Below are 24,191 nucleotides of genomic sequence, written 5' to 3'. Positions count from 1 at the left end.
TCGGGAACTCCGATGGGGGATGCCATGGAACTGCGCCACCTGCGCACCTTCCGCGTGGTCGCGCGGACGCTCAACTTCACCCGCGCCGCCGCGGAACTGCACTACGCGCAGTCCAGCGTCACCGAGCAAATCCAGGCGCTGGAAGCGGAACTCGGGTCGAAGCTGTTCGACCGCGGGCGGCAGCTGCGGCTCACGTCCGCCGGCGAACGTCTGATCGGCTACGCCGACCGGATGCTTTCCCTCGCCGAGGAAGCCAAGGCCGCGGTCGAGGAAAACCGCGGCGAGCCCGAAGGCGAACTGACCGTCGGCGCACTGGAAACCCTGTGCGCGCACTGGATCCCGGAGATTTTCACCGAGTACCGGGCCAAGTGGCCGCGCGTGCGGCTGACGCTGACCGAAGGCGGACGCGGCGAGCTGTACCAGGCCGTGCGGCAGTCCGAAGTGGACGTCTGCTTCACCTTCGGCAGCCCGCCGGCCGACCCCGCGTTCGCGAGCGAAAGCCTCGGGGAAGAGCCGCTCGTCGTCATCGTCCCACCCGGACACCCGTTGGCGGACAGGGAAAAGATCGAGCCCGGCGACCTCCGCGGGGTCGGTTTCCTCGCCACGCCGAAGGGGTGCGGCTTCCGGGAAATGCTGGACCGGATCGACGGGCCGGTCATCGAGACCGAAGTCGCCAGCATCGCCGCGCTCGGGCGGTGCGTGGCCGCCGGGATGGGGTGCGCACTGGTGCCCGCGCTCGCCGGCCGCGGTGACGCGGTCGCCGTACCCCTCGCCGGGGAGACGACCGCCGTCACCATGACCTGGCGCAAGCGCGACGAGCACAAGCCGAACGTCGCCGCGCTGCTCGCCACGGCCGGGCGCGTCAGGGCTTGAGCACCGCCAAGCCGTCGGCCACCACGACGCCGTCGTGCAGCACGGTCCGGTCGCGGCCGCGGTCCATCACCGCGCTGGTCGGCGTTTCGCCGTCGACCAGCACGAGGTCCGCGCGGTCGCCGACGGCCAGGCCCGGCCGGTCGTCGACGCCGGCCAGGCGCGGGACGTCGTGGCTCATGATCGACGCGCCGCCCAGCGTGGCGACCGCCAGCGCCAGCTCGATGTCCGCGTCGCGGCGGAAGCCGCGGGTGAACGCCAGCTGCCACGTGCGGTCCAGCAGGTCGCAGTTGCCGTACGGGCTCCAGTAGTCCCGCTGGCCGTCCTCGCCGAGCCCGATCCGCACGCCCGCGGAAACGAGGTCCACGAGCGACAGCTGCCCGGCGGACGACGGGGCCACCGTGGTCATCGCGATGTCGAGTTCGGCGAAGTCGTCGATCACCCGGCGGCTGACCGACTCGGAGATCGAGCCGAGGTCGTAGGCGTGGGACATCGTGACCTTGCCCCGCATGTCCAGCGCCCGCACGCGCTCGAGCACCAGGTCCGTCGAGAACAGGCCGAGGTGGCCCGGCTCGTGCAGGTGGATGTCGATCTCCGCCTGGTGCTTCTCGGCCAGGCCGAACACGGCGTCCAGGTGGCCCTTGGGGTCACGGTCCACAGTGCACGGATCGATGCCGCCGATCACCGTCGCGCCGGAGCGCATCGCCGCGTCGAGGACGTCCAGGGTGCCCGGTTCGCGCAGGATGCCCGCCTGCGCGAACGCCATGACGTGCACCTCCGCCTGGTTCGCGAACTTCTCCCGCGCGGCCAGCACGGCGTCGAGCTTCTCCAGCCCGCAGTCGACGTCGACCTGCGCGTAGCTGCGCACCCGCGTGGTGCCGTTGGCGATCATCCGCTCCAGCGTGCCCGCCGCCCGCTCGGGCAGCGGGACCTCCGCCGTCCGCCAGTTCTCCCGGTCGTTCGTCATCATCGCCCAGACGCCCGGCGCGCCGGTGTGCGGCCGGAACGGCAGTCCGATCCGCGTCGAATCGAGGTGCACGTGGACGTCGCTGAACGCCGGGAACAGCAGGCGGCCGCGGCCTTCGACCGCACCGGGGACCGGCGCCGGGTCGTGCGGGCGGACCGCAGCGATCCGGTCGCCGTTCAGCTCGACGTCACTGCGTTCGCCGCCCCAGGGCCGGACATCTCGGATCCACATGGGAGCCACGCTAGTCACTTGCCGATGGCGTCCACGCCGGCCTGCGCGAACGACTCGTCCTGCGCGCCGGAGGGCGCACCCGCGACCCCGATCGCGGCGATCGGGGTGCTACCCGCGGTCACCGGGACGGCGCCGGCCAGGAACAGGGTGCCGTCGATGTCCTTCAGCGTCGGGGCCTGCTGGAGGCGGCCGACCAGCTCGGACGTCTTCGCGTTCCACGAGACCGCCGTGAACGCCTTCTGCTGCGCCGAGCTGTAGGACTGCGGGCCCGCGCCGTCGCCGCGCAGGGTGAGGACGGTGGTGCCGTCGCGGTCCACCACGGCGACCGACACGCGCTGGCCCGCCTTCGTGGCGGCGTCCAGCGCGGCTTGGGCGCCCTTCGTGGCGGCGGCGATCGACAGGTGCGAGGTCTGGATGACACCCTTCGGCGTGGCCGGGGCCGGGGCCGCGGTGGCCGAGACGGCACCGACGGTGGTGGCGCCGACGGCGGCCAGCCCGGCGACGGCGGCGGCGATGCGGGTGCGGGTCGAGATCACGGTCTGCTCCTCGGGTCGGGGTTCGATGGCTCCAGCTTCCGCCCGCCACCAGGTCCTTTTCGTCATCAAACCGATCGACACCGAGGTCATCCGTTCGGCTGATGCGCGGACATCGGGGCCGGTCGAGGCTGGTTCCGGAGCCGAAAGGAGCGAGCATGGACGGCATGAGCGGAGCCGACGCCGACACGCGGTGGCTCGCCGCGGTCATGCACTCGGCGTTCCTCCTGCTGGTGCTGGCTTCGGCGGTGCGGTTCCTGACCCGCCACGAAGGCACGCCCCTGCAGCCGTGGGTGATCGGGTTCACCGCGGCCCTGGTCGTCGCGTACGGCGCCGGCCTGTTCGTCGAGCGGCACCTCGTCTGGCTGACCGTCGTGCTGGCGCTCTGGATCGTCCTGGTGGTGCTCGCACCCAGCTTCGCCTGGTCGGCGATCCCGTTGCTGGTCACCGGCCTGCGGACGCTGCCGGCCGGGCAGGCCCTCGCGCTCGTCGGCGTGATCACGGCGCTGGTCGTCGTGTCGCAGAACCGGCTGGCCGACGGCTTCGACCCGAACCTGACCACCGTGCCGATCGCCATCGCCGCGGTCACCGCCGCGGTGATCACCTTCATGCGGCGGCAGGCCGAGCGGCTGCGTGAATCCGAGCGCCGCGCCGGCGTGCTGGCCGAGCGGCACCGCGTGTCCCGGGAGCTGCACGACGCCCTCGCGCAGGGCCTGTCCAGCCAGTCGATGCTGCTGCAGGCCGCCGACCAGGCCTGGGAGCGGCCCGAGCTGGCCCGTGAGCACCTGCGTGCCGCGCAGCGCATCGGCGCGGGCAACCTGTCCGAAGCCCGGCGGCTCGTGCAGGACCTCGCGCCCGCCGACCTCGCCGACGCCACGCTCGAGGCGGCGTTGCGCGCGGTGGCCGGCCGGGCCGGGCTGCCGGTCGACGTTCGCATCGACGGCGACGAGCGGCCGCTGCCGGAGCGCGTCCAGTCCACTGTGGTCCGGATCGCCCAGGGCGCGCTGGCCAACGCGCGCGAGCACGCCGAGGCCGGCCGCGTCGTGCTCACCCTCACCTACCTCGACGACCAGGTCGTGCTGGACGTCGCCGACGACGGGCGCGGGTTCGCCGAGTCCTCGCCCCGAGGCGACCGGGGACACGGGCTGCCCGCCATGCGCGTCCGGGCCCGGCAGCTCGGTGGCAGGCTGACCGTGGAGTCCGCGCCCGGCCAGGGCACGGTGGTTTCGGCCGCGATCCCGGTGGAGGCAGCGCCATGACGATCAGGGTGCTCGTCTGCGACGACCACGCCGTCGTGCGCGCCGGGCTGCGCGCCCTGCTCGCCGGCGCCGACGGCATCGAGGTCGTCGCCGAAACCGCGAGCGGGGAGGAAGCCGTCGCGACCGCCGCCGCCGTGCACCCCGACGTCGTCCTGATGGACATCCAGCTCGGCGCCGGCATCGACGGGATCGAGGCCACGCGCCGGATCCGGGGCACCCCCAGTGCGCCCCGGATCCTCGTGCTGACGACGTACGACACCGACGCCGACATCAGCCGCGCGATCGCCGCCGGCGCGACCGGCTACCTGCTGAAAGCCGGGTCCGCCAACGAGCTGTACGCGGCGATCGAGGCGGCCGCGGCCGGGCGCACCGCGGTGTCCCCCGTGGTCGCCGACCGGATGATGGCGCAGCTGCGCACGCCGCGGCCCACGTTGACCGCCCGTGAACGGGACATCCTCCGGCAGCTCGCCGACGGACTCGGCAACCGGGAGATCGCCCGCGCGCTGTTCATCAGCGAGGCGACGGTGAAGACGCACCTGAGCCGGATCTACGCGAAGCTCGAAGTGGACACCCGGTCCGGTGCCGTCGCCGTCGCCAAGGAACAGCGCCTGCTGGACTGATCAGGCGTTGTCCAAAAGGGACAGGTGCTCTTCAGCGAGCTCCAAAGTGAACGCCGGGGCGATCGACTCGTAGTGCTCCCAGGTTCGCGGGCCGATCAGCGGGATCACTCCCTTGTGGAGCAACCACGCCAGCGCCACCTGGTTGCCGGACGCGCCGAGCGCGGAGGCCACCTTCGCCACCGCGGCCAGCCGCGCTTCGGAGTCCGGACCGGCGTACGCGCGCCAGATCGGAGTGGACTCCCGGTAGGCCGCGTCGTCGTAGATCCCGCGCAGCAGGGCGGAATACGCGGCCAGGGAGACGTCCGGGTGCAGCGCAAGCCAGTCCAGGAGCTCGCCGCCCGCGATCGACGGGACGTCGGCACCCGCCGGCCGCAGGTACGAGTGCTGGACCTGGACCGCGACCGGGGACGCCCAGCCGTTCGCCGCGGCCAAGGCGCGGATGCGTTCGAGCCGCCACGCGCGGACGTTGCTCCAGCCCGTGTACCGGACCTTGCCCGCGCGGACCAGATCGTCCAAAGCGGACAGGGTCTCCTCCAGCGGTTCGCGGCGGAGGTCGACGTGGACGTAGTACAGGTCGATGTGGTCCGTTCCCAAGCGCCGCAGGCTTTCCTCCACCGAACGCCGGATCACCGCGGCGCTCGCGCCTTCGTACGTCCGCTCCCGGGCTTCCCAGTCCGTCGTGCCGTCGGGGCGGGCGGCGGCGCGGGCCGCGGGCAGGTCCAGGGGTTGCGCGGAGACCTTCGTCGCCAGGAAGACCCGGTCCCGGCGGCCCTTCAGGAGCCGGCCGAGCAGGGCTTCGCTTTCGCCGCCGGTGTGAGACGGCCCGGCCCACCAGGCGTAGCAGTTCGCCGTGTCGAGGAAGTCGCCTCCGGCGTCGAGGTACGCGTCCAGGATGCGCGCCGACGCCGGTTCGCCGGTCGACGTGCCCATCGTCATGCAGCCCAGCGACACCTGGCTGACGTGCTGACCGGTCCGGCCCAGTTCCACCTTCTTCATGGAGACGAACCTAAAGGGGAATCGGTCCGGTACTACAGTCCAATGTCGTGGCCGGATCACAGACCAATTGGGGTGTCCTGCTGGAACTGACCGGACCGGGGCCGAAGCACGAGCAGCTCGCGCGTGCCCTGCGCAAGGCGATCCGCGGGCTCGAAGACGGCGTCGCGGTACCGCCGAGCCGTCAGCTCGCCGCCGACCTCGGCTGCTCGCGGTGGGTCGTGACGCAGGCGTACGCGCAGCTCGTCGCCGAGGGGTACCTCGACGGGCGCACCGGCTCCGCCACCCGGGTCCGGCGGGTCGGGGACGCCGTCGCCGCCCAGCCGCCCGCCCGGCCGGCGCCGCCGCGGTACGACCTCGCTCCCGGGCTGCCCGACCTGCGGCACTTCCCGCGGCAGCGGTGGGCGGACGCCGTGCGCGAAGTGCTCACCACCGTGCCGCACACCGACTTCGGGCTGCCCGAGCCGGGCGGCCACCCCCGGTTGCGCAAAGTCCTGGGTGACTACCTGCGGCGGGTGCGCGGCACCGAGACGGACGACGTCGTGATCTGCGGCGGTGTCACCGACGGCGTCACCCGCGTTTGCCTTGCCCTGCAAGAGAAGGGCGTCACGCGGCTGGCCGTCGAAGATCCCGGGTGGACGCGGTTGCACCGCGCCGCCGCGGCGACCGGGATGGCGATCGATCCGGTTCCGGTCGACGAGGAAGGCATCGAGGTCGGGCGGATCCCGGGCGGGACGCAGGCCGTGCTCGTCACGCCCGCGCACCAGTTCCCCACCGGTGTCGTGCTTTCACCCCGGCGGCGCGCCGAACTCCTCGCCTGGGCGCGGGAAGTCGACGGGCTCGTCCTCGAAGACGACTACGACGCCGAGTTCCGGTACGACCGGCGGCCGGTCGGCACGGTCCAGGGCACCGATCCGGGCCGGGTCGCGCTCTTCGGGTCCGTCAGCAAGACGCTCAGCCCGGCGCTCGGGCTCGGCTGGACGGTCGTTCCTCCACAGTGGACTATCGCGGGACACGCGCCGCCCGTCGTCGACCAGCTGGCGCTCGCCGGGTTCGTCGGGAGCGGCGGCTACGACCGGCACCTGCGGGCCGCGCGGCTGCGGTACCGCGCGCGGCGCGACCGGCTCGTCGAGGCGCTCGGGCCCGCCCGGCTCTCCGGTGCCGCGGCCGGCCTCCACCTCGTCCTGCACCTCGACCGGGACGCGGAAGCCGTCGCGCGGGCGGCGCGCGAGAACGGCGTGAAGGTGGCCGATCTCGACGACTACCGCGCCGCGCCCGGCGAGCCCGCGCTCGTCCTCGGTTACGGCAACCTCGCCGACAACGCTGTCGGCGAGGCCGCCCGGTTGCTGCGGCAAGCGGCCGGGTGAGGTCTTCCAAAAGCCGCATCCAGGTGGCAAGGTGGCTCACCGACCGCGGGCCTGACCGCCGGTCGACGTTTGACAACGTTGTCATCTCCTGGGAGGTGCGCCCATGTGGTCGCAGAGCAGACGGATCGCCGCCGCGGTGGCCGCGGGGGTGGTGGTCGTCGGCCTGGCCCCCGCCGCGGCGCAGGCGGCGCCCGCCCCGGCGGATCCGGTGAGCCTGGTCAACCCGTTCGTCGGCACGCAGAACTTCGGCAACACGTTCCCCGGCGCGAGCGCGCCCTTCGGTATGGTGCAGGTCAGCCCGGACACCGGCGGTCAGGGCGGCTACGACTACCTGCAGAACGCGATCTACGGCTTCAGCCAGACGCACCTGTCCGGCGTCGGCTGCGGCGTGATGGGCGAGCTGCCGATCATGCCGACCACCGGCGCAGTCGACAGCGTCGACAAGAACGCCTACAAGTCCGAGTACAGCCACGACGACGAGCACGCCGAGCCCGGCTACTACCGCGTCGGGCTGAAGAAGTACGGCGTGAACGCCGAGCTGACCGCGACCGCGCGCACCGGCTGGCAGCGCTACACGTTCCCCTCGACCGGGCAGGCGAACGTCCTGTTCAACACCGGCCAGGCCAACCAGTCCGTGAAGGACTCCGAAATCCACGTCGTCGGTGACCGGACGCTCGAAGGGCGGGTCAAAGCCGGCGGCTTCTGCGCCGGGCACGACGAGCACACCGTCTACTTCACCGCGACCTTCGACCGGCCGTTCAGCTCGTACGGCACCTGGCGCGATGCGACGCGCACCCCGGGCAGCCGCGACGCCGCGGGTACCGGCGGCAACGGCGCCTGGGCCAGCTTCGACGCGAGCACCGACCACGACGTCGTGCTCAAGGTCGGCCTGTCCTACACCGGTCTCGACGGCGCGCGGAAGAACCTCGCCGCGGAGACGTCGGACTACGACTTCGACGCCACCCGCGCCGCGCTGCACCAGCAGTGGGCCGACAAGCTCGGCGCGATCAAGATCGGCGGCGGCACGACCGACCGGCAGACGGCGTTCTACACCGCGCTCTACCACGCGCAGCTGCACCCGAACCTGGCCGGCGACACCGATGGCGCGTACACCGGCTTCGACGGCAAGGTGCACACCGCGAGCGGCTACACGCCGTACCAGAACTTCTCGCTGTGGGACACCTACCGGCCGCAGAACCAGCTGCTGGAGATGCTCGAGCCGCAGGTCGCGCGGGACGTCGCCCTGTCGGTCGTCGCGATCGGACGGGACGGCGGGTGGCTGCCGCGCTGGGCGCTGGCCGAGAGCGAAACCAACATCATGACCGGCGACCCGGTGACGCCGTTCCTGGTCGAAGCGTGGTCGAAGGGCCTGCTCGCCGGGCACGAAGAAGAGGCGTACGCGCTGCTCAAGAAGAACGCGACGACCACGCCGCCCGCCGATTCGCCGTACAACGGCCGTTCCGGCGTGAACTACTACAACGACCGCGGGTACATCCCGAGCGGCTTGGAGCTCGGCAAGGACTGCGCGGCCAAGGGCGGCGACAACGACTGCGAGCACCCGGCGTCGGCGACCATGGAGTACTCGGCGGCCGACGCGGCGCTGGCGTTGATGGCCCGCGGGCTCGGGCACAACGCCGACGCGAAGCTGTTCGCCGACCGCGGCCAGTGGTACCGCAACCTGTGGGACTCCTCGATCCAGCAGTTCCGCCCGCGCACCACCGAAGGCACGTTCCTCACGCCGTACAACCCGGTCGACGCCGACCACCAGTTCCACGAAGGCGGCGCCTACCAGTACCAGTGGCTCGTGCCGCAGGACCCGGCCGGGCTGGTCTCGCTGATGGGCGGGCGCACGACGACCGAGAAGCGCCTCGACTCGTTCTTCGCGTACGGCAACCTGCTTTCCGACCCGGCGGGGACGGCGCGGAAGGACTGGATCGCCAGCCCGTACGACTACTACGGCAAGGCGACCTACAACCCGAACAACGAACCCGACCTGCTCGCGCCCTACATGTACAACTGGGTCGGCGCGCCGGCGAAGACGGCCACCGTCGTCCGCGCCGCGATGACGCTGTTCACCACCGGCCCGGACGGCATGACCGGCAACGACGACCTCGGCACGATGTCCGCCTGGTACGTCTTCTCCTCGCTCGGGCTGTACCCGACGATGAGCGGCGCGAACTTCCTCGCGGTGTCGAGCCCGCAGTTCGAGTCGGCGACCGTCCGGATCGGACAGTACGGGCGCTCGCAGGGCGGCACGCTGACCGTGACCGCGCCGGGGGCTTCCGACGCGAACCGGTACATCCAGAGCGTGTCGCTGAACGGCCGCGACGTCCGGCAGACGTCGCTGGACTGGTCCGCGCTGGCGCACGGCGGGACGCTTTCGCACAAGCTCGGGTCCAAGCCGTCGTCGTGGGGCACGTCGCCGGGCGCGACGCCGCCTTCGGTGAACAACGCGGCCGGTGACCCGCGGCGGCACGTCGACGCGTCGCTGCGGCAGACGTCCGTGGTGATCCCGGCGGGGGCGGCGCAGCAGGTGCACCTCGACCTGGACGTGCTGGCCCAGAACCCGGCGCTGCAGCCGGTGACGGTTTCGGTGTCCGCGCCTCCGAAGTGGAAGGCCCAGGTCCAGCCGCTGCAGCTGATCTGGTCGGCGCGGCTGCCGGTGCAGAAGACCGCGCCGATCACGCTGACGGTCCCGGCCGGGACCGCGCCGGGGACGTACCCGGTGCAGGTCAAGGTGAACGGGCTGGGCGCGAACAGCGTCTCCCGCTCGGCGACGGTCGAGGTCCGGACGCCGTCGGTGTGCGCGTCTTCTGGCGCACAGTGCGCGGTGGACCTTTCCCGCGACCTCAACCACGACGGCACGGCGACGGTGGCGGCGTCGACGGAAGGCAACTTCGACGGCGGCGGCTGGAGCTACGACGCTTCCCTGCTCCCGCCGGCGGGCCCGGTCGTCTGGGACGGCGTGACCTACGCGGCTCCGGACGCTTCGGGGACTTCGCCCAACTTCGTGGAGGCCCGCGGGCAGTCGCTGTTGCTGCCGGCCGGTCAGCACGGCGCGTTGCGGCTCGTCGGGGCGTCGCACAACGGCCCGGTGTCGACGACGCTGACCGCGCACTACACGGACGGGACCAGCGCTGACCTGACGGCGACGTTCGGCGACTGGGCCGGGTCGGGGTCGCCGGTGGTGCTGGAGATGCCGCACCGGATCAAGGCCGGGAGCGGGGTGGACGGCCCGCCGGTGCGGCTGTTCGGGATTTCGGCCGCGCTGGACGGCGGGAAGACGGTGCAGTCGGTGAGCCTGCCGAACGACCCGAGGGTGGAGATCTACGCGCTCACCCTGGCGTGACGGTTCGGTTCGCCGGTGCGCCGGCGAACCGTTCCACCAGGTCAGGGAAGCCGAACACGGTGATCCGCGCGATGCCGCCCGTCCCCGGCGTCAGCACCGCCAAGCCGAACGGTTCGCCGCGGTGCCAGGTGGCCGCCGCGGGGTGGCCGTTCGCTCGGGTCGGGGTCATCCGCCAGTCGCCCGGGGCGCCGATCACGTGGCGCAGGAAGGCCACGCACGTGCGTTTCCCCGCGAACCACGAGCGGGACGGGACCGGCTCGATCACCGCGTCCTCACGCAGGAGCTGCTCCAGCGCGGCCAGGTCCGAAGTCGTGAACGCGCTCATGTAGCGCTCCAGCAGGGCGACCTGCGCCGGCTCGGCCAGCGCGCCGCCCGGGGCGCCGGTGTCCAGCCGGGCGCGGGCTCGCTGGAGGGTGCTCTTCACCGCCGGGACGGTCGTGCCGAGCATCTCCGCGACCTCCGCCGCCGGGAAGGCCAGCACCTCGCGCAGGATCAGGACCGCGCGCTGCCGCGGCGGGAGGAGCTGGAGGCCGGCGATCAGAGCGAGGCGGACGCCGTCGCGGGCCACGGCGATGGCCGCCGGGTCCGCGGACTCCGGCGTGATCAGCGCGTCCGGGATCGGGCGGGGCCAGGCGTCACCCGGTTCGGCCGGGGTGGGTGGGGCGTCCGGGTCGGTGGCGGACGCACCGAGGCCGGACGGGAGCGGACGGCGGGCGCGTTGCTCCAGAGCCGTCAGGCAGGCGTTCGTCGCGATCCGGAACAGCCATGTCCGGACCGAGGCGCGGCCCTCGAAGCGGTCGTACGCCTTGAGCGCGCGGAGGTAGGTCTCCTGCACGACGTCCTCGGCCTCGTCGGGGGTGCCGAGCATGCGGTAGCAGTGGGCCAGCAGCTCCCGCCGGTAGGGCTCGAAATCCACGGTCACCTTTGTACCGACCGGCGGCGGGCGCGAAAGGAATCGGTCAGGACCGGATGTCGGGCGACTGCGGCGGCCGGTCCAGGCGGCGGAACTCGACCCACTGGCGGCTCGCGTCGGCCCACGTCACCCCCGCGGCGGTCGAAGAACTCCTGCACCCGCCCGCGGCTCAGCTCGGCCGTCGGGGTGCCGACGAGGTAGTAGTCCAGCTCGTCGCGGATCCGGTTGAGGTTGTAGCGGGTCTCCTCCATCAGCACCCACCGCGAACGCCAGTTGAAGAACGCCTCGAGCCCGTCGAGGCCGCGGTGAGCAGGAGAGCGGCCAGTCCATGTCGGCCGACACCAGGTCGCGGAAGCCCAGGAGCTGGTCGCGCAGCGGGCGGTCGGGGTCGCGGCCGACGACTTCGAGGAAGCCGCGTTCGGAATCGAGCATCGCGTCAGGTTGCAGCCGGGCGGGCCTCAGGCGACGATGCGAGGCTCCGAAGCCAGCCGCGAAAGCACGTGCGTCAACCGCCGTGCCGCCACGTCCCACTCCTCCAGCGCGCTCCCCCTGCCCAGTGCCGCCGTCCGGAGAGAGCGGCGGAGCTCCGGGTCCGCGTACCACCGGTGCAAAGCGTCTGCCAGCGAGAACGGGTCGTCCGGGTCCACCAGCAGGCCCGGGACCTCGCCGTCCGCGTCGACGCCCAGCGCGTCGTACACCCCGCCGACCTCCGTGGCCAGGACCGGGATGCCGCGGGCCAGTGCCTGGGCGACGAACATGCCGGACGTCGCCGCGCGGGCCGGGATGACCAGGAGGTCCGCTGCGTTGTACGCCGCCGCCAGGTCCACCGCGTCGCCGGCCAGGGTGATGCGGCCGCCCAAGCCGAGGCGCTCGATCGACCAGTGCAGCTCGTCCACGTACGCCGGGTCCGTGGCCAGTGAGCCCGCGAAGACGCACGACAGGGCCAGGTGGTCGACCTCGCCGAGGGCCTGGACCAGCAGGTCCTGGCCGTTCCGCCGGGTCACGTCGCCGACGCACAGCAGCCTGGACACGCCGTCGGCGCCCGCCGCCAGCGGGGCCGCGTCGGTGCCCGGCTTGGCGACGTACACGCGGCTCGGGTCCAGGTCGTGCCGGTCGATCAGCAGGCGGGCGAGCCACGGGCTGGTCGCGACGACCATCCCGGCCATCCGCAGCGTCTCGCGCTCGCACGCGTCCAGCTCCGCGGCGTGCGCCGGGTCGAGGCCGGGCTCGTCGGCCAGGGCCTGGTGGACCAGCACGGCCAGGCGCAGGCGGTGGGCGTGCGGGACGACGATCTCCGGTACGCCCGACGCGATCATGCCGTCGAGCAGCACCACCGTCCGGTCGGGCAGCGCCGCCAGCGAGCGCGCGAGCCGGCGTCTCGACGTCGCGTCGGGCTCCGGCCAGTTGCCCGCGATCGGCAGTTCGAGCACCGGCTGCCCGACGGCGGGCAGGTTCTGGCACATGCGCTTGTCGTACGTGTCGCTCCCCGGTGGGGCGGCCGGGAGGATGAACACCATCGGGTCGGCAGGCCTCATCGCTCAACCTCCAGCGTGGATCGACGGCGGGACGCCTCATCCGTCACACGCGGCCGGAGCCGGGAAGGTTCAGCTCTGGGCGTCGATCTTCCAGATGCCGCCTTCCTGGACCAACGTGAAGGTGTCGTTCTCGCCCTTGCCCCCGTCGTAGAGGACGTGCGCGGTGACCCGCCCGGGACTGATCTCCCGCACGCTGTCGGCCTTCACCGACTTGTACTGGCGCCAGAAGTTCTGGTACGTCGCCAGCGTCTGCCTGCGCGACGCCTTGAAGCGGTCCGTGAGCAGGTTCCACGCCTCCGCTGTGTTGTTCGGCAGCAACGCGTAGTACGCGCTGAGCGCGTCGGCCGCGGTCTTCGTCGACGCCACGCTCGAAACCGGCGTCGAGGTGGGCGGTGCCGACGTCGTGGGCGCCGTCGAAGGGGACGTCGGCGCCGGGGACGTCGGTGGCGGCGGCGTGACCGAAGCCGAGGCGGAAACGGACGGCGACGCCGGGGGCGCGGCGTTGTCCGTCGGCGGCTTCTGCCGCACGACCAGCAGGATCGCCACCACGACCGCGACGCACAGCAGCGCCGCGCCCGCCCCGACGGCGATCAGGCCCTTGCGCGCGCCCGGTGACACCGAGGCGACCTCGCCCGCGGGCACGGCGACCGCGGCGGGCGCGGGCGGTACCGGGGGGACCGCCGCCGGCTCGGCCTCGGGCAGCGTCGCCGCCAGCACCGACTCGCCGGGCTCGGCGTCCGGCAGCAGCGCGACGAGCTCCCGCTCGACCTCGTCCATCGACGGCCGCTCGGCCGGGTCGGAGGCGAGCATCCGCAGCAGCAGCGGCGTCAGCCTGCCCGCCTGCTCCGGCGGCTCGATCTCGCCGCTGGACGCCTTGTAGAGCAAGGCGATCGGGTTGTCGGCGGTGCCGTACGGCGGCTTCCCCTCGACCGCGGCGTAGAGCGTGGCGCCGAGGGAGAAGACGTCGGCGGCGAAGTCGGCGTCCTCGCCGCGGGCCACCTCGGGCGCGAGGTAGGCGGGCGTGCCGGCGATCTCGCCGGTCGCCGTCAGCTTGACGTCACCGATCGCGCGGGAGATCCCGAAGTCGGTGATCTTCGCCGTGCCGTCCTCGGAGACCAGGATGTTGGCCGGCTTCACGTCGCGGTGCACGACCCCGGCGCGGTGCGCGCCGGCCAGCGCGGAACTGATCTGCGCGCCGACGCGGATGGCGTCGTCGACCGACGTCGGCTCCTCGCGGATCAAGACCGCGAAACTCTTCGACGGCAGGTATTCCATGATCAACCACGGCCGGTCCTCCTCCTCGAGGACCGCGAACACGGTGATCGCGTGGGAATGCTGCAACCGGGCGGCGATCCGCGCCTCGCGCATCGCGCGGTTCTTCGCTTCTTGCGTGCGGTGCTCGTCGTGGTCGTGCGGCAGCAGGAGTTCCTTGATCGCCACGGTGCGGTCGAGCTTTTCGTCCTGGGCCCGCCACACCGTGCCCATCGCGCCGCCGCCGATCGGCTCGAGCAGCCGGTACCGATCGCGGATCCGGCGACTTTCCACGAGCATCCACCATTCTCCGAAGTGGCCGAGAGATCCGGTCAGCATGCCAGCCGTGGCGGCCCACCGGTACCAACCTAACCGAAAACCTTGGGCGGGCAGTGCAATCGCGCGCTGTGGCGCCGCCCACCCGGATACCCGCGATCCTAACGAACAACCCCGAACGCGCGATCAAGTGCGTCCACGATCTCCTTGCGCAGCCCGGCGCCGACGGCGATCGTCGCCACGGAACCGACCGTGTGCTCGCTGCCGTCGCGGTCGACGACGGCCCCGCCGGCCTCGCGCACGAGCAGCACGCCGGCCATGGTGTCCCACGGGTTGTTGGACAGGATCAGTGCGGCGTCGAGCTTTCCGTCCGCCGTCCACGAGAGGTCGACCGCCGCGGTGCCCAGCATCCGGATCTTCTGCGCCCGCGCGCCGAGGTCGGTCAGCAGCGCCAGCCGCGCGCGGTTCTTCTCTTCGGCGAGTTCCCCGATCGCGAAGTCACCGACGGCGATCATCGCGTCGGACAGCTCCGTCGCCCGCGACGCGCCGATCCGCTCCCCGTTCGCGAAAGCACCTTCGCCGCGCGCGGCCGTGTACGTGACGCCGAGGTACGGCAGGGCGATCGCGGCGACCGTGCTGTGTTCGCCGTCCACGAGCGCCAGGGAAATGCCGCAGAGCGGAATCCCGCGGGCGAAGTTCGCGGTGCCGTCGATCGGGTCGAGGGCCCACCAGCGGCCGCCCTCGGCCCCGCTGCGGCCGCGCTCCTCGCCGAGGAAGCCGATTTCGGGGGTTTCGGCGGCGAGGAACTCCCTCAGCGCGTCCTCGACGGCGGTGTCGACGTCGGTCACCAGGTCGCGATCGCCTTTCGCGGAAACGGAAAAGGTCGGGCGCGACCGGACGATCCCGGTCGCCTTCGCCACGGCTTCGCGCGCGACGGCCAGCAGTGCGGCATGCTCGGTCATGCCACCCAACATAGAGAAGGGCCGCGCCCATGACCGAGCTGTTCCCGCTCGCGACCACCACCGACGAGCAGGCGCGGCGGGCGTCGGTCGCAGTGCTGCCGATCGGCAGCTTCGAGCAGCACGGCGCACACCTCCCCCTGTCCACCGACGCGGTGATCGCGGCGACCCTCGCGAAGGCCGTCGCCGCCGCGTACCCGGTGTTCCACCTGCCGCCGATCACGATCTCCTGCTCGCACGAACACGCGGGGTGGGCCGGCACGGTGAGCATCTCGGCGCGCACGTTGCACGCCGTGGTCACCGACGTCGCCGAGTCGCTGAAGGCGTCCGGCGTGGACCGGCTCGTGCTGGTCAACGGGCACGGCGGCAACTACGTACTGTCCAATGTGGTCCAAGAGGCGGCGGGCGCGATGGCGTTGTTCCCCGGCGTCGCCGACTGGCAGGCCGCGCACACCGCGGCCGGCCTGCGGACGTCGCTGGACGACGACATGCACGCGGGCGAGCTGGAGACGTCGATCCTGCTGCACGCGCACCCGCACCTGGTCCGGCCGGGGTACGAGGAGGCCGACCACGTCACCGACCGGGAGCACCTGCTGACGCGCGGCCTGCGGGCGTACACGGAATCAGGAGTGGTCGGCCGTCCCTCGCTGGCGACGGCGGCGAAAGGGCACGTTTTGCTGGACACGCTGGTCCGGCGCTTCGCCGGGGCGCTCGACGCGTTAGGCGCCTGAGAAGGCCTGGTCCAGGTGCGGGAGCAGGTGGGCCATCCGCTCGGCCTTCGTGCGGAGGTAGCGCAGGCTTTCCGGGTTCGGCGGAACCAGCAGCGGAACCTGCTCGCTGATCCGGATTCCGTAGCGCGTCAGCTGCTCGACCTTCTCCGGGTTGTTCGACAGCAGCCGCACCGACCGGACCCCCAGGTCCTGCAGGATGGCCGCCGCCGCGTGGTAGTCGCGGGCGTCGATCGGCAGGCCGAGCGCCACGTTCGCGTCGACCGTGTCGAGGCCTTCGTCCTGCAGCCGCATCGCCTTCAGCTTCGCGAGCAGGCCGATCCCGCGGCCCTCGTGGCCCTGGACGTAGACCAGCACGCCCGAGCCCTCCTCGACGATCCGGTCCAGCGCCGCCGCCAGCTGGTCGCCGCACTCGCAGTGCGTCGAGCCGAAGACGTCGCCGGTCAGGCACTCGCTGTGCACGCGGGTCAGCGTGCCGAGCTCGGTGATCTCGCCGTACACCAGCGCGACCTGTTCGGTGCCGGCCCGGTCGAGGTAGCCGACCGCGCGGAACGTCCCGTGCCGGGTCGGCAGCCGGGTCTCGACGACCCGTTCGACCACGGCCCGGTGCGGCACGTCCCCGACGACGTCGCTTGCGGTCATGATTTCAACCCCACTTCCGATTCGATCCCGGTGTCGGCCGCGGAGCGCGGCGCGGGCACGGCACCGGTGTGCGGAGCGCGGGTCACGCGGAACCCGGCGACGCTCCGGACGAGCAGGACACCGGCGCCGGGCAGGCTCGCGACCAGCGTGAGCACGCCGTAGACGACGGCGACGGTGACACCTTGGGCGGCGCCCAGACCGGCCGCGCCGAAGAGCAGGGCGCAGACGCCCTCGCGCGGGCCGAAGCCGCCGATGTTGAGCGGGAGACCCATCGCGAGCAGCGCGAGGATCATCAGCGGCACGAGCTGCCCCACCGGCGCGTCGACCCCGGCGACGCGGGCGGCGACGACGAACAGCGCCAGGTGCCCGGCCAGCGTCGCGGCCGACAGGAAGCCGACGCTGGGCCAGGTCTCGCGGGTGAACAGGCCGAGCCGCAGGTCGGCGAGGGTGACGGCGAAGCCGCGCCGGACCTTCGACTCGCTGTGGATCCAGCGCCCGCCGAACACCCGGCCGGCGACGATCCCGGCGACCGCGGCGAGCACGACGACCACGCCGGTGACCGTCACGACCTCGCGGAAGGCGCCGGGCACGGCATCCGGGACGAGGAGCACGACACCCACCGCGGACGCGATCAGCACGAGCTGGCCGGCGGTGCGCTCCAGGACGACGGCACGCACGCCGCGCGGCACGTCGCCCGAGTCGCGGCCGTGCTGCACCGCGCGGTGGACGTCGCCGAGGACGCCCGCGGGCAGCACACCGTTGAGGAACAGCGCGCGGTAGTAGTCGGCGACCGCCGTGCGCAGCGAAAGCCGCAGGCCGAGCCGGGTGGCGACGATCTGCCAGCGGCCCGCGCTGAACACCGTCGTCGCGAAGCCGATGGCCAGGGCGGCCAGCACGCCGGGCGCGCTGATCCGGCCGAGACCGTCGAGGAAGGCGGCGCTGCCGAGCTGCCAGACGAGGACCGCGAGGATCCCTATCGCGCCGAGGATCCGGAGCCACGCCAGTGCGCGCTTCACGCCGCCACCCCCGGGCTCGGCGGCAGGACCAGCAGGTCGCCGTGGTGGACCACCGCGTGCAGCTCGCCGGCCGCTGCCATCTCCAGCCGTCGCTGCAGGTAGACGTCGGAGACCGGGCGCAGTTCCGGCAGCTGCTCGACGGCGGCGCCGACCCAGCCCTCGAGCCACTGCCGCTGCAGTTCCGCCTGGTCCGGCCCGAGCCGCCACGCGCTCTCCGCGCGCACGACGGTGGCGCCGAGCCGGCCGAACGCCGTCGCGGCGACGTCCACCGCGGTCGGGCCGAGCAGCCGGCGGCCGCCGGTGAGCCGCCGCTGGTGGGCGTTGAACGCGGCGGAGAGAGCGGGGTCGAGCGGGTCGCCGGGCGAGAGCTCGACCTTGCCGGTGACCGACAGCATCAGCAGCGCCGCGCAGCCCGCTTCGGCGATGGCCGTGGCCAGCGCCGTGACCTCGTCCCTGGTCAGCAGGTCGAGCAGCGCGGACGCGGTGACCAGCGACGTCCCGGCGAGGTCGGCGGCGCGCAGCGCGGTGACGTCCCGCCGCTCGGCGACGGCGTCGACGGGGCTGCCGTCCAGCGCGGTGGCCGGCAGCTCGGTGCGGGCGCGCTCGAGCAGCCCGGGGTCGTTGTCGTGCAGGATCCAGTGCTGGGCGCCGGGCAGGCGGGCGGCGAGCCAGCGGCCGAGCGAGCCGGTGCCGCAGCCGAGGTCGCGGATGACCAGGTCGCCCTCGGGCAGGTGCTCGCGCAGCGTCTCGACGAGTTCGGGGGCGCGGGCCGCGGCGTCGGCGGGTTCCCGCAGGTAGAGCCAGTCCGGCGCGAACGCGGTCATGCCGCCGCCTCCTGCCGCTGGACGATGTCGGCGATCCGGCGGGCGGTGTCGTCCCAGCCGGTGAGGGTCTCGCGGCGCAGCTTCGCCGCGGCCCGCAGCCGCGTCCGCAGCTCGGGTTCGGTGAGCCAGCGGCGCAGGGCCGCGCCGAGCGCCGCGACGTCGTCGCCGGGGACGAGCATCCCGGGCACCGAGCCGTCGGGGGCGACGCCGAGGGTGTCGGGCAGCGCGTCGACGGCCGTGGTCAGCACCGGCACGCCGCGCGCGAGGGCTTCGGTGACGACCATGCCGTACGTCTCGGCGCGCGAGGGCAGGACGAGCAGGTCGGCGGAGTGGTAGGTCGCGTCCAGCGCCGCGCCGGTCCGGGGGCCGGTGAGGGTGAAGCGGGCGCCGAGCCGGTGCTCGCGCAGCCGCTCGACGTACTTCGTCTCGCGCCGGATGCCGCCGACGCATTCGCAGGTCCAGCGCAGGTCGGCGACGGTTTCGAGGGCCTGGGCGAGCACGCCCTGCCCCTTTCGCGGGGTCACGTTCGCGACGCAGACCAGCCGGGACACGCCGTCGGTGCCGACGGCGGGCGGCGCCGGGTCGACCCCCGGTGGCACGGCGTGCACGCGGTGCGGGGCCAGGCCGTGGTGGCCGATCAGCCGGCGCGCGGCCCACTCGCTGGTCGCGACGACCGAGCTCGCGGCCCGCAGCGTCTCGCGCTCCAGCGCGTCGAGCTCGGCGGCGAGCGCGGGCGGCAGGCCCGTCTCGTCGGCCAGCGGCAGGTGCACCAGCACCGAGAGCGACAGGCGCCGGGCCTGCGGGACGACGACCTCGGGCACGCCGCACGCGACCAGGCCGTCGAGCAGCACGGCCGACCCGGTGGGCAGCGCGGCGAGGAGGTGGCCGAGGACCGCGCGGGCCTCGGTGTCCGGCCGCGGCCAGGAACCGGCCACGGCGATCTCGTGCACGTCGAGCCCGGCGGCGGTGAGCCGGTCGCACATCCGGCGGTCGTAGGTGTTGCCCCCGCTGGGAACGGACGCGTCGTCGACGTCCCCGGGCAGGACCACGTACAGCGCGGTCACAGCGCACGCTCGTAACTCGCCCAGGCGACGTGCGACTCCTTCAGCGAGACGGCGATGCCTTCGAGTCCTCGCGCGCCTTCGCCGAGGCGGCCGGCGTGGACGGCGTCGGCGAGGCGGTCGGCCACGACCTTCGCGAGGAACTCGGTCGAGGTGTTGACGCCCTTGAACTCCGGCTCGTCGTCGAGGTTGCGGTAGTTCAGGTCGCTCAGCACCGCCTTGAGCTCTTCCGTGGCCTTGCCGATGTCGACGACGATGTTGTCCTCGTCGAGTTCGGCGCGGCGGAAGGTCGCGTCCACCACGAAGGTCGCGCCGTGCAGGCGTTGCGCGGGTCCGAAGACTTCTCCGCGGAAGCTGTGGGCGACCATCATGTGGTCACGGACGGTGATGCTGAACACCAAGACCTCCGATGCGTTCGGGTGGACGTGGTCACTGCGGCTGATACATGACACGGAGGCAAAGCGCGGAAAGTTCATTCCCGGCCAGCCGGGGTAGCACGGACGGCAGATCTTCAAACGCGCACTCGCCGCTGACCAGTGCTTCGAACGCCGGATCGGCCAGCAGCTCGAGCGCGACGGCCAGCCGCTGGGCGTAGCTGCGGTCCGGGCGGCCGACCGTCCCGACCTGGCTGCTGCGGATGACCAGGCGCCGCGAATGGAAGTGCTCCCCGAGCGGTACGGCGACCCGGCGGTCGCCGTACCAGGACATCTCGACGACCTCGCCTTCCGGCGCGAGCAGCTCCAGCGCGCGGGTGAGCCCGGCCTCGCTCGCGCTCGCGTGCACGACGAGGTCGCAGTCACCGTGGGCGCGTTCCGGGGTCGAGAAGTCGACTCCGAGTGCTTCGGCGATGTCGGCGCGCGAGGGGTCGACGTCGACGAGCTGCACGCGCGTGGCCGGGAAGCCGCTGAGCAGCTTCGCGACGCTGGCGCCGACCATCCCGGCGCCGATGACGGCGATCCGGTCCCCGAGCCGCGGCCGCGCGTCCCAGACGGCGTTCACCGCGGTCTCGACGGTGCCTGCCAGGATCGCGCGGCCGGGCGGGACGCCGTCCGGCACCGGCGTCACCGCGCTCGCCGGGACGACGTACGCGGTCTGGTGCGGGTAGAGGCAGAAGACGGTCCGGCCGGTCAGCTCGGCCGGCCCGCGTTCGACGACGCCGACGTTGAGGTAGCCGTACTTGACCGGGCCGGGGAAGTCGCCGTCCTGGAAGGGCGCGCGCATGACGTCGTGCTGGCTCGCCGGGACGCCACCGCGGAAGACGAGCGTTTCGGTGCCGCGGCTGACGCCGGAGCAGAGCGTGCGGACGAGCACATCGCCGGGTCCCGGCTCGGGCAGCCGCTCCTCCCGCAACTCCCCGACACCGGGCTTTTGAACCCAGAAAGCCTGTTCCACGTGTTTCTCCTCAGCGGGCGACCGGAGGCTGGTGTCGCCACCCTATGAGCAATTCGCGGAGTCGACGATGATCAAACAGGACCTTCTCCTGCGCGCGGTGGTGCCGGCGTGGGTGCTCGCCGCGGGGGTCGTCGCGGGCCTGTCCCCCCTGGCCTGGGCCACCGGGCTCACCTTCGGGATCGCCCTCGTGCTGCTGACCGAGTGGGGCCTGCGCCGCGCCGGCCGCGCCGCGTTCGGCCCGGCGGACTGGATCACGTTCGCCCGCGCGACGCTCGTCGGGTGCGCCGCGGAGCTCGTCGCCGACGGCGGGCTGTCCGTCGCGTGGCTGGTCGGGCTGGCCGGCGTGGCCCTGCTCCTGGACGGCCTCGACGGCCAGGTCGCCCGCCGCACCGGCACGACGTCGGAGTTCGGCGCACGGTTCGACATGGAGGTCGACGCGTTCCTGATCCTGCTGCTCTGCATCCAGGTGTCCCGGACGCTCGGGCTGTGGGTGCTGGCGATCGGCCTGATGCGGTACGTGTTCGTGGCGGCGTCCTGGTCGATGCCGTGGCTGACGGCGCCGCTGTACCCGAGCATGGCCCGCAAGACGGTGGCCGCGGTCCAGGGCGTGGTGCTGGTGGTCGCGGTGTCGGGGCTGCTGCCGCTGGCGGTGGTCTTCGCGCTGGTCGCGGTCGCGCTGGGGTCGCTGACGTGGTCGTTCGGCCGCGACGTCGTGTGGCTGGCCCGCCACCGGGTGGCCGAGCCGAGCCGGATCGTCCAGCTCCCCCGCCCCTTCCACGGCCAGGCCTGGCGCGGCAACCAGGCGGCTTAGCCTGACTCGCGAGCCGCCCGGGCTCGGCGCTTGCCCTCGTGCATCGCCACCACCCGGGCGATCGGGATCGTGTGCCCCTCCGCCACCAGGTCTTCCGGCAGCACGAACGGCTCCGGCATCTCCGCCGTCCACGGGTCGCCGTTCGCCAGCAGCGCCGGTGCCGTGTGCACCGTGAAGTCGCCGGGCTTGACGCCGTCCAGCTCGGCCCACGCGACCGGGAACGACACCGGCACGCCCGGGCGGTGGCGGGGGCTGTACACCGAGATGACCGTCGCGCCGCCCGCGCGCGTCGAGTCCAGGAAGACCTTGCCTTCCCGGCGCTCCCGCACGAACTCCGTGGTGCCGAGCGCCGGGTCGAGCCGCTCGGCGCGGGCCGCGACCGCCCGGGTCGCCGCCGCGATGTCCTCGGTCGGCTGGCCCGGGGCGAGCGGCACGAAGACGTGCACGCCCTTGGACCCGCTCGTCTTCACCGCGCCGTCGAGACCGTCGTTGCGCAGCGCTTCCCGGACCAGCTTCGCGGCGCCCACGGCCAGCGAAAACGGGCCGTCCTCGGGCGGGTCGAGGTCGAGGATCAGGTGCGTCGGGCCGTGCTCGGGGCCGCCGCGGTAGAGCGACGTGTGGTATTCGATCGCCCGCTGGTTGCCGAACCAGATCAGCGTGCGGAGGTCGTTGCAGAGCGCGTACGAGACGTCCCGCTTGGACGTCTCGGCCCACACCGACACCCGCTCGACCCAGTCCGGCGTGTACTTCGGCAGGTTCTTCTGCATGAACGGGCCCTGCCCGCGCAGCACCCGCAGCACGGTCAGCAGCCGGTCGCGCAGCTCCGGCAGCATCCGCTCGGACGCGGCTTCGAGGTAGTCGAGCAGCTCCCGCTTGGTCACCCCCGCGTCGGGGAAGACCTCCTGGTCGAGACTGCTCAGCTTGACCCCGTGCCGAACCTCTTCGCCGCTCATCGGCCCACCCTCGCGCCTCGGGCGCGAAGCGGTCAACCTCAGAACGGCAGCTGCGAACGGAGCCGGTCGAGCCAGCGGTCGACGGTGTCCTCGGCGCGGTCGTGGTCGTTGGTCTGGCGGGCCGCGTCGGCGCGCGCCTGGACGTGCTGCCCGATCGTCGCCGCGTACTGCGGGAGCGCGTAGACGTTCTGCCAGTACCCGGCGCGCATCTCGACCGTGGACACCTTCTCGTAGCCCGCGGTCGCCTTCGCGAAGTCGAAGCCGTAGCGCGTGCCCGACGGGTCCGGGCCGTTCGCCGTCACGACGATGACCGTCGGCCGCGCCTTCATGACGACCTCGGTCGGGTCGGCGCCGCGGGCGATCGCCGCGTCGTTGAGCCCGATGTAGTCGATCGAGTTCCAGCCGCTGTAGTACGGGATCGCGCCCGCGTCGGTGACGGCGAGGCTGCGGGCGGCCGGCGGGACGTCGGCCTCGGCCAGGCCCTTGCCGATCGCGATGTGCGCGCGCTGCAGGTCCGGGCCGTAGTTCGCGATCACGCCGAGGTCGGGCGCGCTCGCGCCGCCGACGGCCGACCAGCCGACCGCGACCAGCCCGAGCAGCGCGCCCACCAGACGCGGTTTCAGCGTCCCGGCGGCGATCCCGGCGCCCAGGCAGAGGACGGGGATCGCGTGGTCGGCGAAGCGGTCGAGGTAGTCCATGGTCGGGCCGGACACCGCGTACGTCACGTAGGTGACGGCCACGGTGACCACCAGCAGCACGCCCATCGCCCGCGTCGCCGCGCGGAGCAGCAGCGACAGTGTCAGCAGCAGGAGCGGGAGCAGCAGCACCGTCGTGTGCTTGGTCCACAGCCAGCCGGAGTCGAGGTGGCCGAACTTGACGTAGAAGGTGTTCGGCAGCAGCTGGCCGTAGAACCGCCAGCGCCAGACGAAGTAGCCCGCGCCGACGACAGCCGCCGCGAGCGTCCACCAGCGCGCCGACGCGCGGCCGCGTTCGCGCCAGAACCACAGCGCGACGACCGGCAGCGCGGCCAGCACGCCCTCGGGCCGCAGCATGCCGAGCAGGAGCAGCAGCACCGGCGGCTCCCACGTCCGGACCCGCTCGTTCGCCGGCACGCGCAGGCCGAGCACGACGATCCGCAGCAGCACGGCGGCGAACGCGGCCGTCTCGAGGCCGGCCGTGAGGTGGAAGTAGGTCGGCAGGAACACGACGTACGCGCCCGCGCCGACCAGCACGCCGGTGAGGCCCGCGCGGCGGTGGCCTTCGCGGATCAGCAGGTACAGCGTGCCCAAGCCGAGCAGCAGCGACGTCACCTTGGTGAACAGCGGCAACGCGAGCCCCAGCCACGCGCCGAGCCCCGACCAGACCACCCACGCGAAGTTCGTGAAGCCCTCGACGCGCGGGCCGTCGACGTTCCACACCGGCCCGTGCCCGTCGGCGAGGTTCGCCGAGTAGCGGAAGCTGATGAAGGCGTCGTCGATGGTGAAGAACCAGGCCGCCCACGCGCCGACGAGGAACGCGGCGAGCAGGACCAGCGAGACCACGATCAGCGGCGCGCGGCGGGTGGTCCGGGCGGGTGCGGTTTCTTCGGGCCGGGCGTCAGCCTCGATCGCCGTCATGGGTTCCCCTCGGGTGGCTTTGCCG

Annotated in this window: 23 protein-coding genes; 7 read left to right on the top strand and 16 right to left on the bottom strand. The window is 72.9% G+C overall.

Features of this window, described 5'->3' with window-relative positions; genetic code table 11:
- The first annotated feature begins 24 nt into the window (after positions 1 to 24).
- The gene (locus ACLJQM_RS08980) at positions 25 to 873 is read left to right on the top strand and encodes a LysR family transcriptional regulator (RefSeq protein WP_410630720.1); all 849 of its coding nucleotides are present in this window, start codon (positions 25 to 27) and stop codon (positions 871 to 873) included.
- Here the strand turns inward: ACLJQM_RS08980 and ACLJQM_RS08975 are convergent.
- The gene (locus ACLJQM_RS08975) at positions 863 to 2,068 is read right to left on the bottom strand and encodes an amidohydrolase family protein (protein WP_410630719.1); all 1,206 of its coding nucleotides are present in this window, start codon (positions 2,066 to 2,068) and stop codon (positions 863 to 865) included. The two genes, ACLJQM_RS08980 and ACLJQM_RS08975, sit on opposite strands and share 11 nt — an antisense overlap.
- Before the next feature lie 14 nt (positions 2,069 to 2,082).
- The gene (locus ACLJQM_RS08970) at positions 2,083 to 2,604 is read right to left on the bottom strand and encodes a GlcG/HbpS family heme-binding protein (protein WP_410630718.1); all 522 of its coding nucleotides are present in this window, start codon (positions 2,602 to 2,604) and stop codon (positions 2,083 to 2,085) included.
- Between the two features lie 155 nt (positions 2,605 to 2,759).
- On the opposite strand from ACLJQM_RS08970, the gene ACLJQM_RS08965 reads away from it, so the two are divergent.
- Together ACLJQM_RS08965 and ACLJQM_RS08960 are read left to right on the top strand one after the other, a co-directional pair.
- Positions 2,760 to 3,860 carry a sensor histidine kinase gene (locus ACLJQM_RS08965; RefSeq protein ID WP_410630717.1) on the top strand — a complete coding sequence of 367 codons (1,101 nt, stop codon included), beginning with the start codon at positions 2,760 to 2,762 and terminating at the stop codon, positions 3,858 to 3,860.
- Positions 3,857 to 4,480: a response regulator gene (locus ACLJQM_RS08960; RefSeq protein WP_410630716.1), complete on the top strand. Its 624-nt coding sequence runs from the start codon at positions 3,857 to 3,859 to the stop codon at positions 4,478 to 4,480. Before ACLJQM_RS08965 ends, ACLJQM_RS08960 begins: the two co-directional genes overlap by 4 nt.
- On the opposite strand, the gene ACLJQM_RS08955 is transcribed toward ACLJQM_RS08960, so the two are convergent.
- A complete protein-coding gene (locus tag ACLJQM_RS08955) occupies positions 4,481 to 5,476 on the bottom strand; it encodes an aldo/keto reductase (RefSeq protein ID WP_410630715.1) in 996 nt (331 codons plus the stop codon).
- 47 nt (positions 5,477 to 5,523) lie between these two features.
- On the opposite strand from ACLJQM_RS08955, the gene ACLJQM_RS08950 reads away from it, so the two are divergent.
- Both ACLJQM_RS08950 and ACLJQM_RS08945 read left to right on the top strand, forming a co-directional pair.
- Positions 5,524 to 6,840, top strand: a complete 1,317-nt coding sequence (locus tag ACLJQM_RS08950; protein WP_410630714.1) for a PLP-dependent aminotransferase family protein — start codon at positions 5,524 to 5,526, stop codon at positions 6,838 to 6,840.
- 103 nt (positions 6,841 to 6,943) lie between these two features.
- Positions 6,944 to 10,189 (top strand): GH92 family glycosyl hydrolase, encoded by a 3,246-nt coding sequence (locus ACLJQM_RS08945; protein ID WP_410630713.1) that lies wholly within the window; start codon positions 6,944 to 6,946, stop codon positions 10,187 to 10,189.
- Here the strand turns inward: ACLJQM_RS08945 and ACLJQM_RS08940 are convergent.
- The 5 genes from ACLJQM_RS08940 to ACLJQM_RS08920 form a co-directional block, all read right to left on the bottom strand.
- The gene (locus ACLJQM_RS08940) at positions 10,176 to 11,105 is read right to left on the bottom strand and encodes an RNA polymerase subunit sigma-70 (protein WP_410630712.1); all 930 of its coding nucleotides are present in this window, start codon (positions 11,103 to 11,105) and stop codon (positions 10,176 to 10,178) included. The two genes, ACLJQM_RS08945 and ACLJQM_RS08940, sit on opposite strands and share 14 nt — an antisense overlap.
- Before the next feature lie 2 nt (positions 11,106 to 11,107).
- Positions 11,108 to 11,353, bottom strand: coding sequence for a hypothetical protein (locus ACLJQM_RS08935; RefSeq protein WP_410630711.1), 246 nt, complete (start codon positions 11,351 to 11,353; stop codon positions 11,108 to 11,110).
- A gap of 207 nt (positions 11,354 to 11,560) precedes the next feature.
- A complete protein-coding gene (locus tag ACLJQM_RS08930; RefSeq protein WP_410630816.1) occupies positions 11,561 to 12,619 on the bottom strand; it encodes a glycosyltransferase in 1,059 nt (352 codons plus the stop codon).
- Positions 12,620 to 12,706: 87 nt separating this feature from the next.
- Entirely contained in the window at positions 12,707 to 14,188 is a 1,482-nt protein-coding gene (locus tag ACLJQM_RS08925; RefSeq protein ID WP_360777297.1) for a serine/threonine-protein kinase, read from the bottom strand.
- Positions 14,189 to 14,325: 137 nt separating this feature from the next.
- On the bottom strand, positions 14,326 to 15,126 hold the full coding sequence (locus ACLJQM_RS08920) for an inositol monophosphatase family protein (protein WP_410630709.1): 801 nt from the start codon (positions 15,124 to 15,126) through the stop codon (positions 14,326 to 14,328).
- A 29-nt stretch (positions 15,127 to 15,155) separates the two neighbouring features.
- On the opposite strand from ACLJQM_RS08920, the gene ACLJQM_RS08915 reads away from it, so the two are divergent.
- A complete protein-coding gene (locus ACLJQM_RS08915; RefSeq protein WP_410630708.1) occupies positions 15,156 to 15,854 on the top strand; it encodes a creatininase family protein in 699 nt (232 codons plus the stop codon).
- Here ACLJQM_RS08915 and ribA read toward each other — a convergent pair.
- From ribA to ACLJQM_RS08885, 6 genes are read right to left on the bottom strand one after another with little or no spacing between them, the layout of a single operon-like run.
- A complete protein-coding gene (ribA, locus tag ACLJQM_RS08910) occupies positions 15,843 to 16,493 on the bottom strand; it encodes a GTP cyclohydrolase II (protein ID WP_360777303.1) in 651 nt (216 codons plus the stop codon). The genes ACLJQM_RS08915 and ribA overlap by 12 nt on opposite strands.
- Positions 16,490 to 17,509, bottom strand: coding sequence for a lysylphosphatidylglycerol synthase transmembrane domain-containing protein (locus ACLJQM_RS08905; RefSeq protein ID WP_410630707.1), 1,020 nt, complete (start codon positions 17,507 to 17,509; stop codon positions 16,490 to 16,492). The genes ribA and ACLJQM_RS08905 overlap by 4 nt, the downstream gene beginning before the upstream one ends.
- The gene (locus tag ACLJQM_RS08900; RefSeq protein WP_360777307.1) at positions 17,506 to 18,333 is read right to left on the bottom strand and encodes a class I SAM-dependent methyltransferase; all 828 of its coding nucleotides are present in this window, start codon (positions 18,331 to 18,333) and stop codon (positions 17,506 to 17,508) included. The genes ACLJQM_RS08905 and ACLJQM_RS08900 overlap by 4 nt, the downstream gene beginning before the upstream one ends.
- Positions 18,330 to 19,397: a glycosyltransferase family 4 protein gene (locus ACLJQM_RS08895; RefSeq protein WP_247018126.1), complete on the bottom strand. Its 1,068-nt coding sequence runs from the start codon at positions 19,395 to 19,397 to the stop codon at positions 18,330 to 18,332. The genes ACLJQM_RS08900 and ACLJQM_RS08895 overlap by 4 nt, the downstream gene beginning before the upstream one ends.
- Positions 19,394 to 19,792: a 6-pyruvoyl trahydropterin synthase family protein gene (locus ACLJQM_RS08890; RefSeq protein ID WP_086857063.1), complete on the bottom strand. Its 399-nt coding sequence runs from the start codon at positions 19,790 to 19,792 to the stop codon at positions 19,394 to 19,396. Before ACLJQM_RS08890 ends, ACLJQM_RS08895 begins: the two co-directional genes overlap by 4 nt.
- A 31-nt stretch (positions 19,793 to 19,823) precedes the next feature.
- Complete coding sequence (locus tag ACLJQM_RS08885) at positions 19,824 to 20,786, bottom strand: zinc-dependent alcohol dehydrogenase (protein WP_410630705.1); 963 nt, start codon at positions 20,784 to 20,786, stop codon at positions 19,824 to 19,826.
- A gap of 67 nt (positions 20,787 to 20,853) precedes the next feature.
- Here ACLJQM_RS08885 and ACLJQM_RS08880 point away from each other — a divergent pair, with 67 nt between their 5' ends.
- On the top strand, positions 20,854 to 21,597 hold the full coding sequence (locus ACLJQM_RS08880; protein WP_410630704.1) for a CDP-alcohol phosphatidyltransferase family protein: 744 nt from the start codon (positions 20,854 to 20,856) through the stop codon (positions 21,595 to 21,597).
- Here ACLJQM_RS08880 and ACLJQM_RS08875 read toward each other — a convergent pair.
- Both ACLJQM_RS08875 and ACLJQM_RS08870 read right to left on the bottom strand, forming a co-directional pair.
- Positions 21,594 to 22,550 (bottom strand): DNA polymerase domain-containing protein, encoded by a 957-nt coding sequence (locus ACLJQM_RS08875; RefSeq protein WP_410630702.1) that lies wholly within the window; start codon positions 22,548 to 22,550, stop codon positions 21,594 to 21,596. The genes ACLJQM_RS08880 and ACLJQM_RS08875 overlap by 4 nt on opposite strands.
- A gap of 38 nt (positions 22,551 to 22,588) precedes the next feature.
- Positions 22,589 to 24,166: a hypothetical protein gene (locus ACLJQM_RS08870; RefSeq protein ID WP_410630701.1), complete on the bottom strand. Its 1,578-nt coding sequence runs from the start codon at positions 24,164 to 24,166 to the stop codon at positions 22,589 to 22,591.
- Between the last annotated feature and the right edge of the window lie 25 nt (positions 24,167 to 24,191).

Origin of the sequence: Amycolatopsis sp. cmx-4-83 (assembly GCF_046548815.1) — a bacterium.
Lineage (GTDB): Bacteria > Actinomycetota > Actinomycetes > Mycobacteriales > Pseudonocardiaceae > Amycolatopsis > Amycolatopsis pretoriensis_A.
The sequence above is the reverse complement of the archived record's forward strand: the minus strand, read 5'-3'. Positions and strand labels throughout refer to the sequence as shown.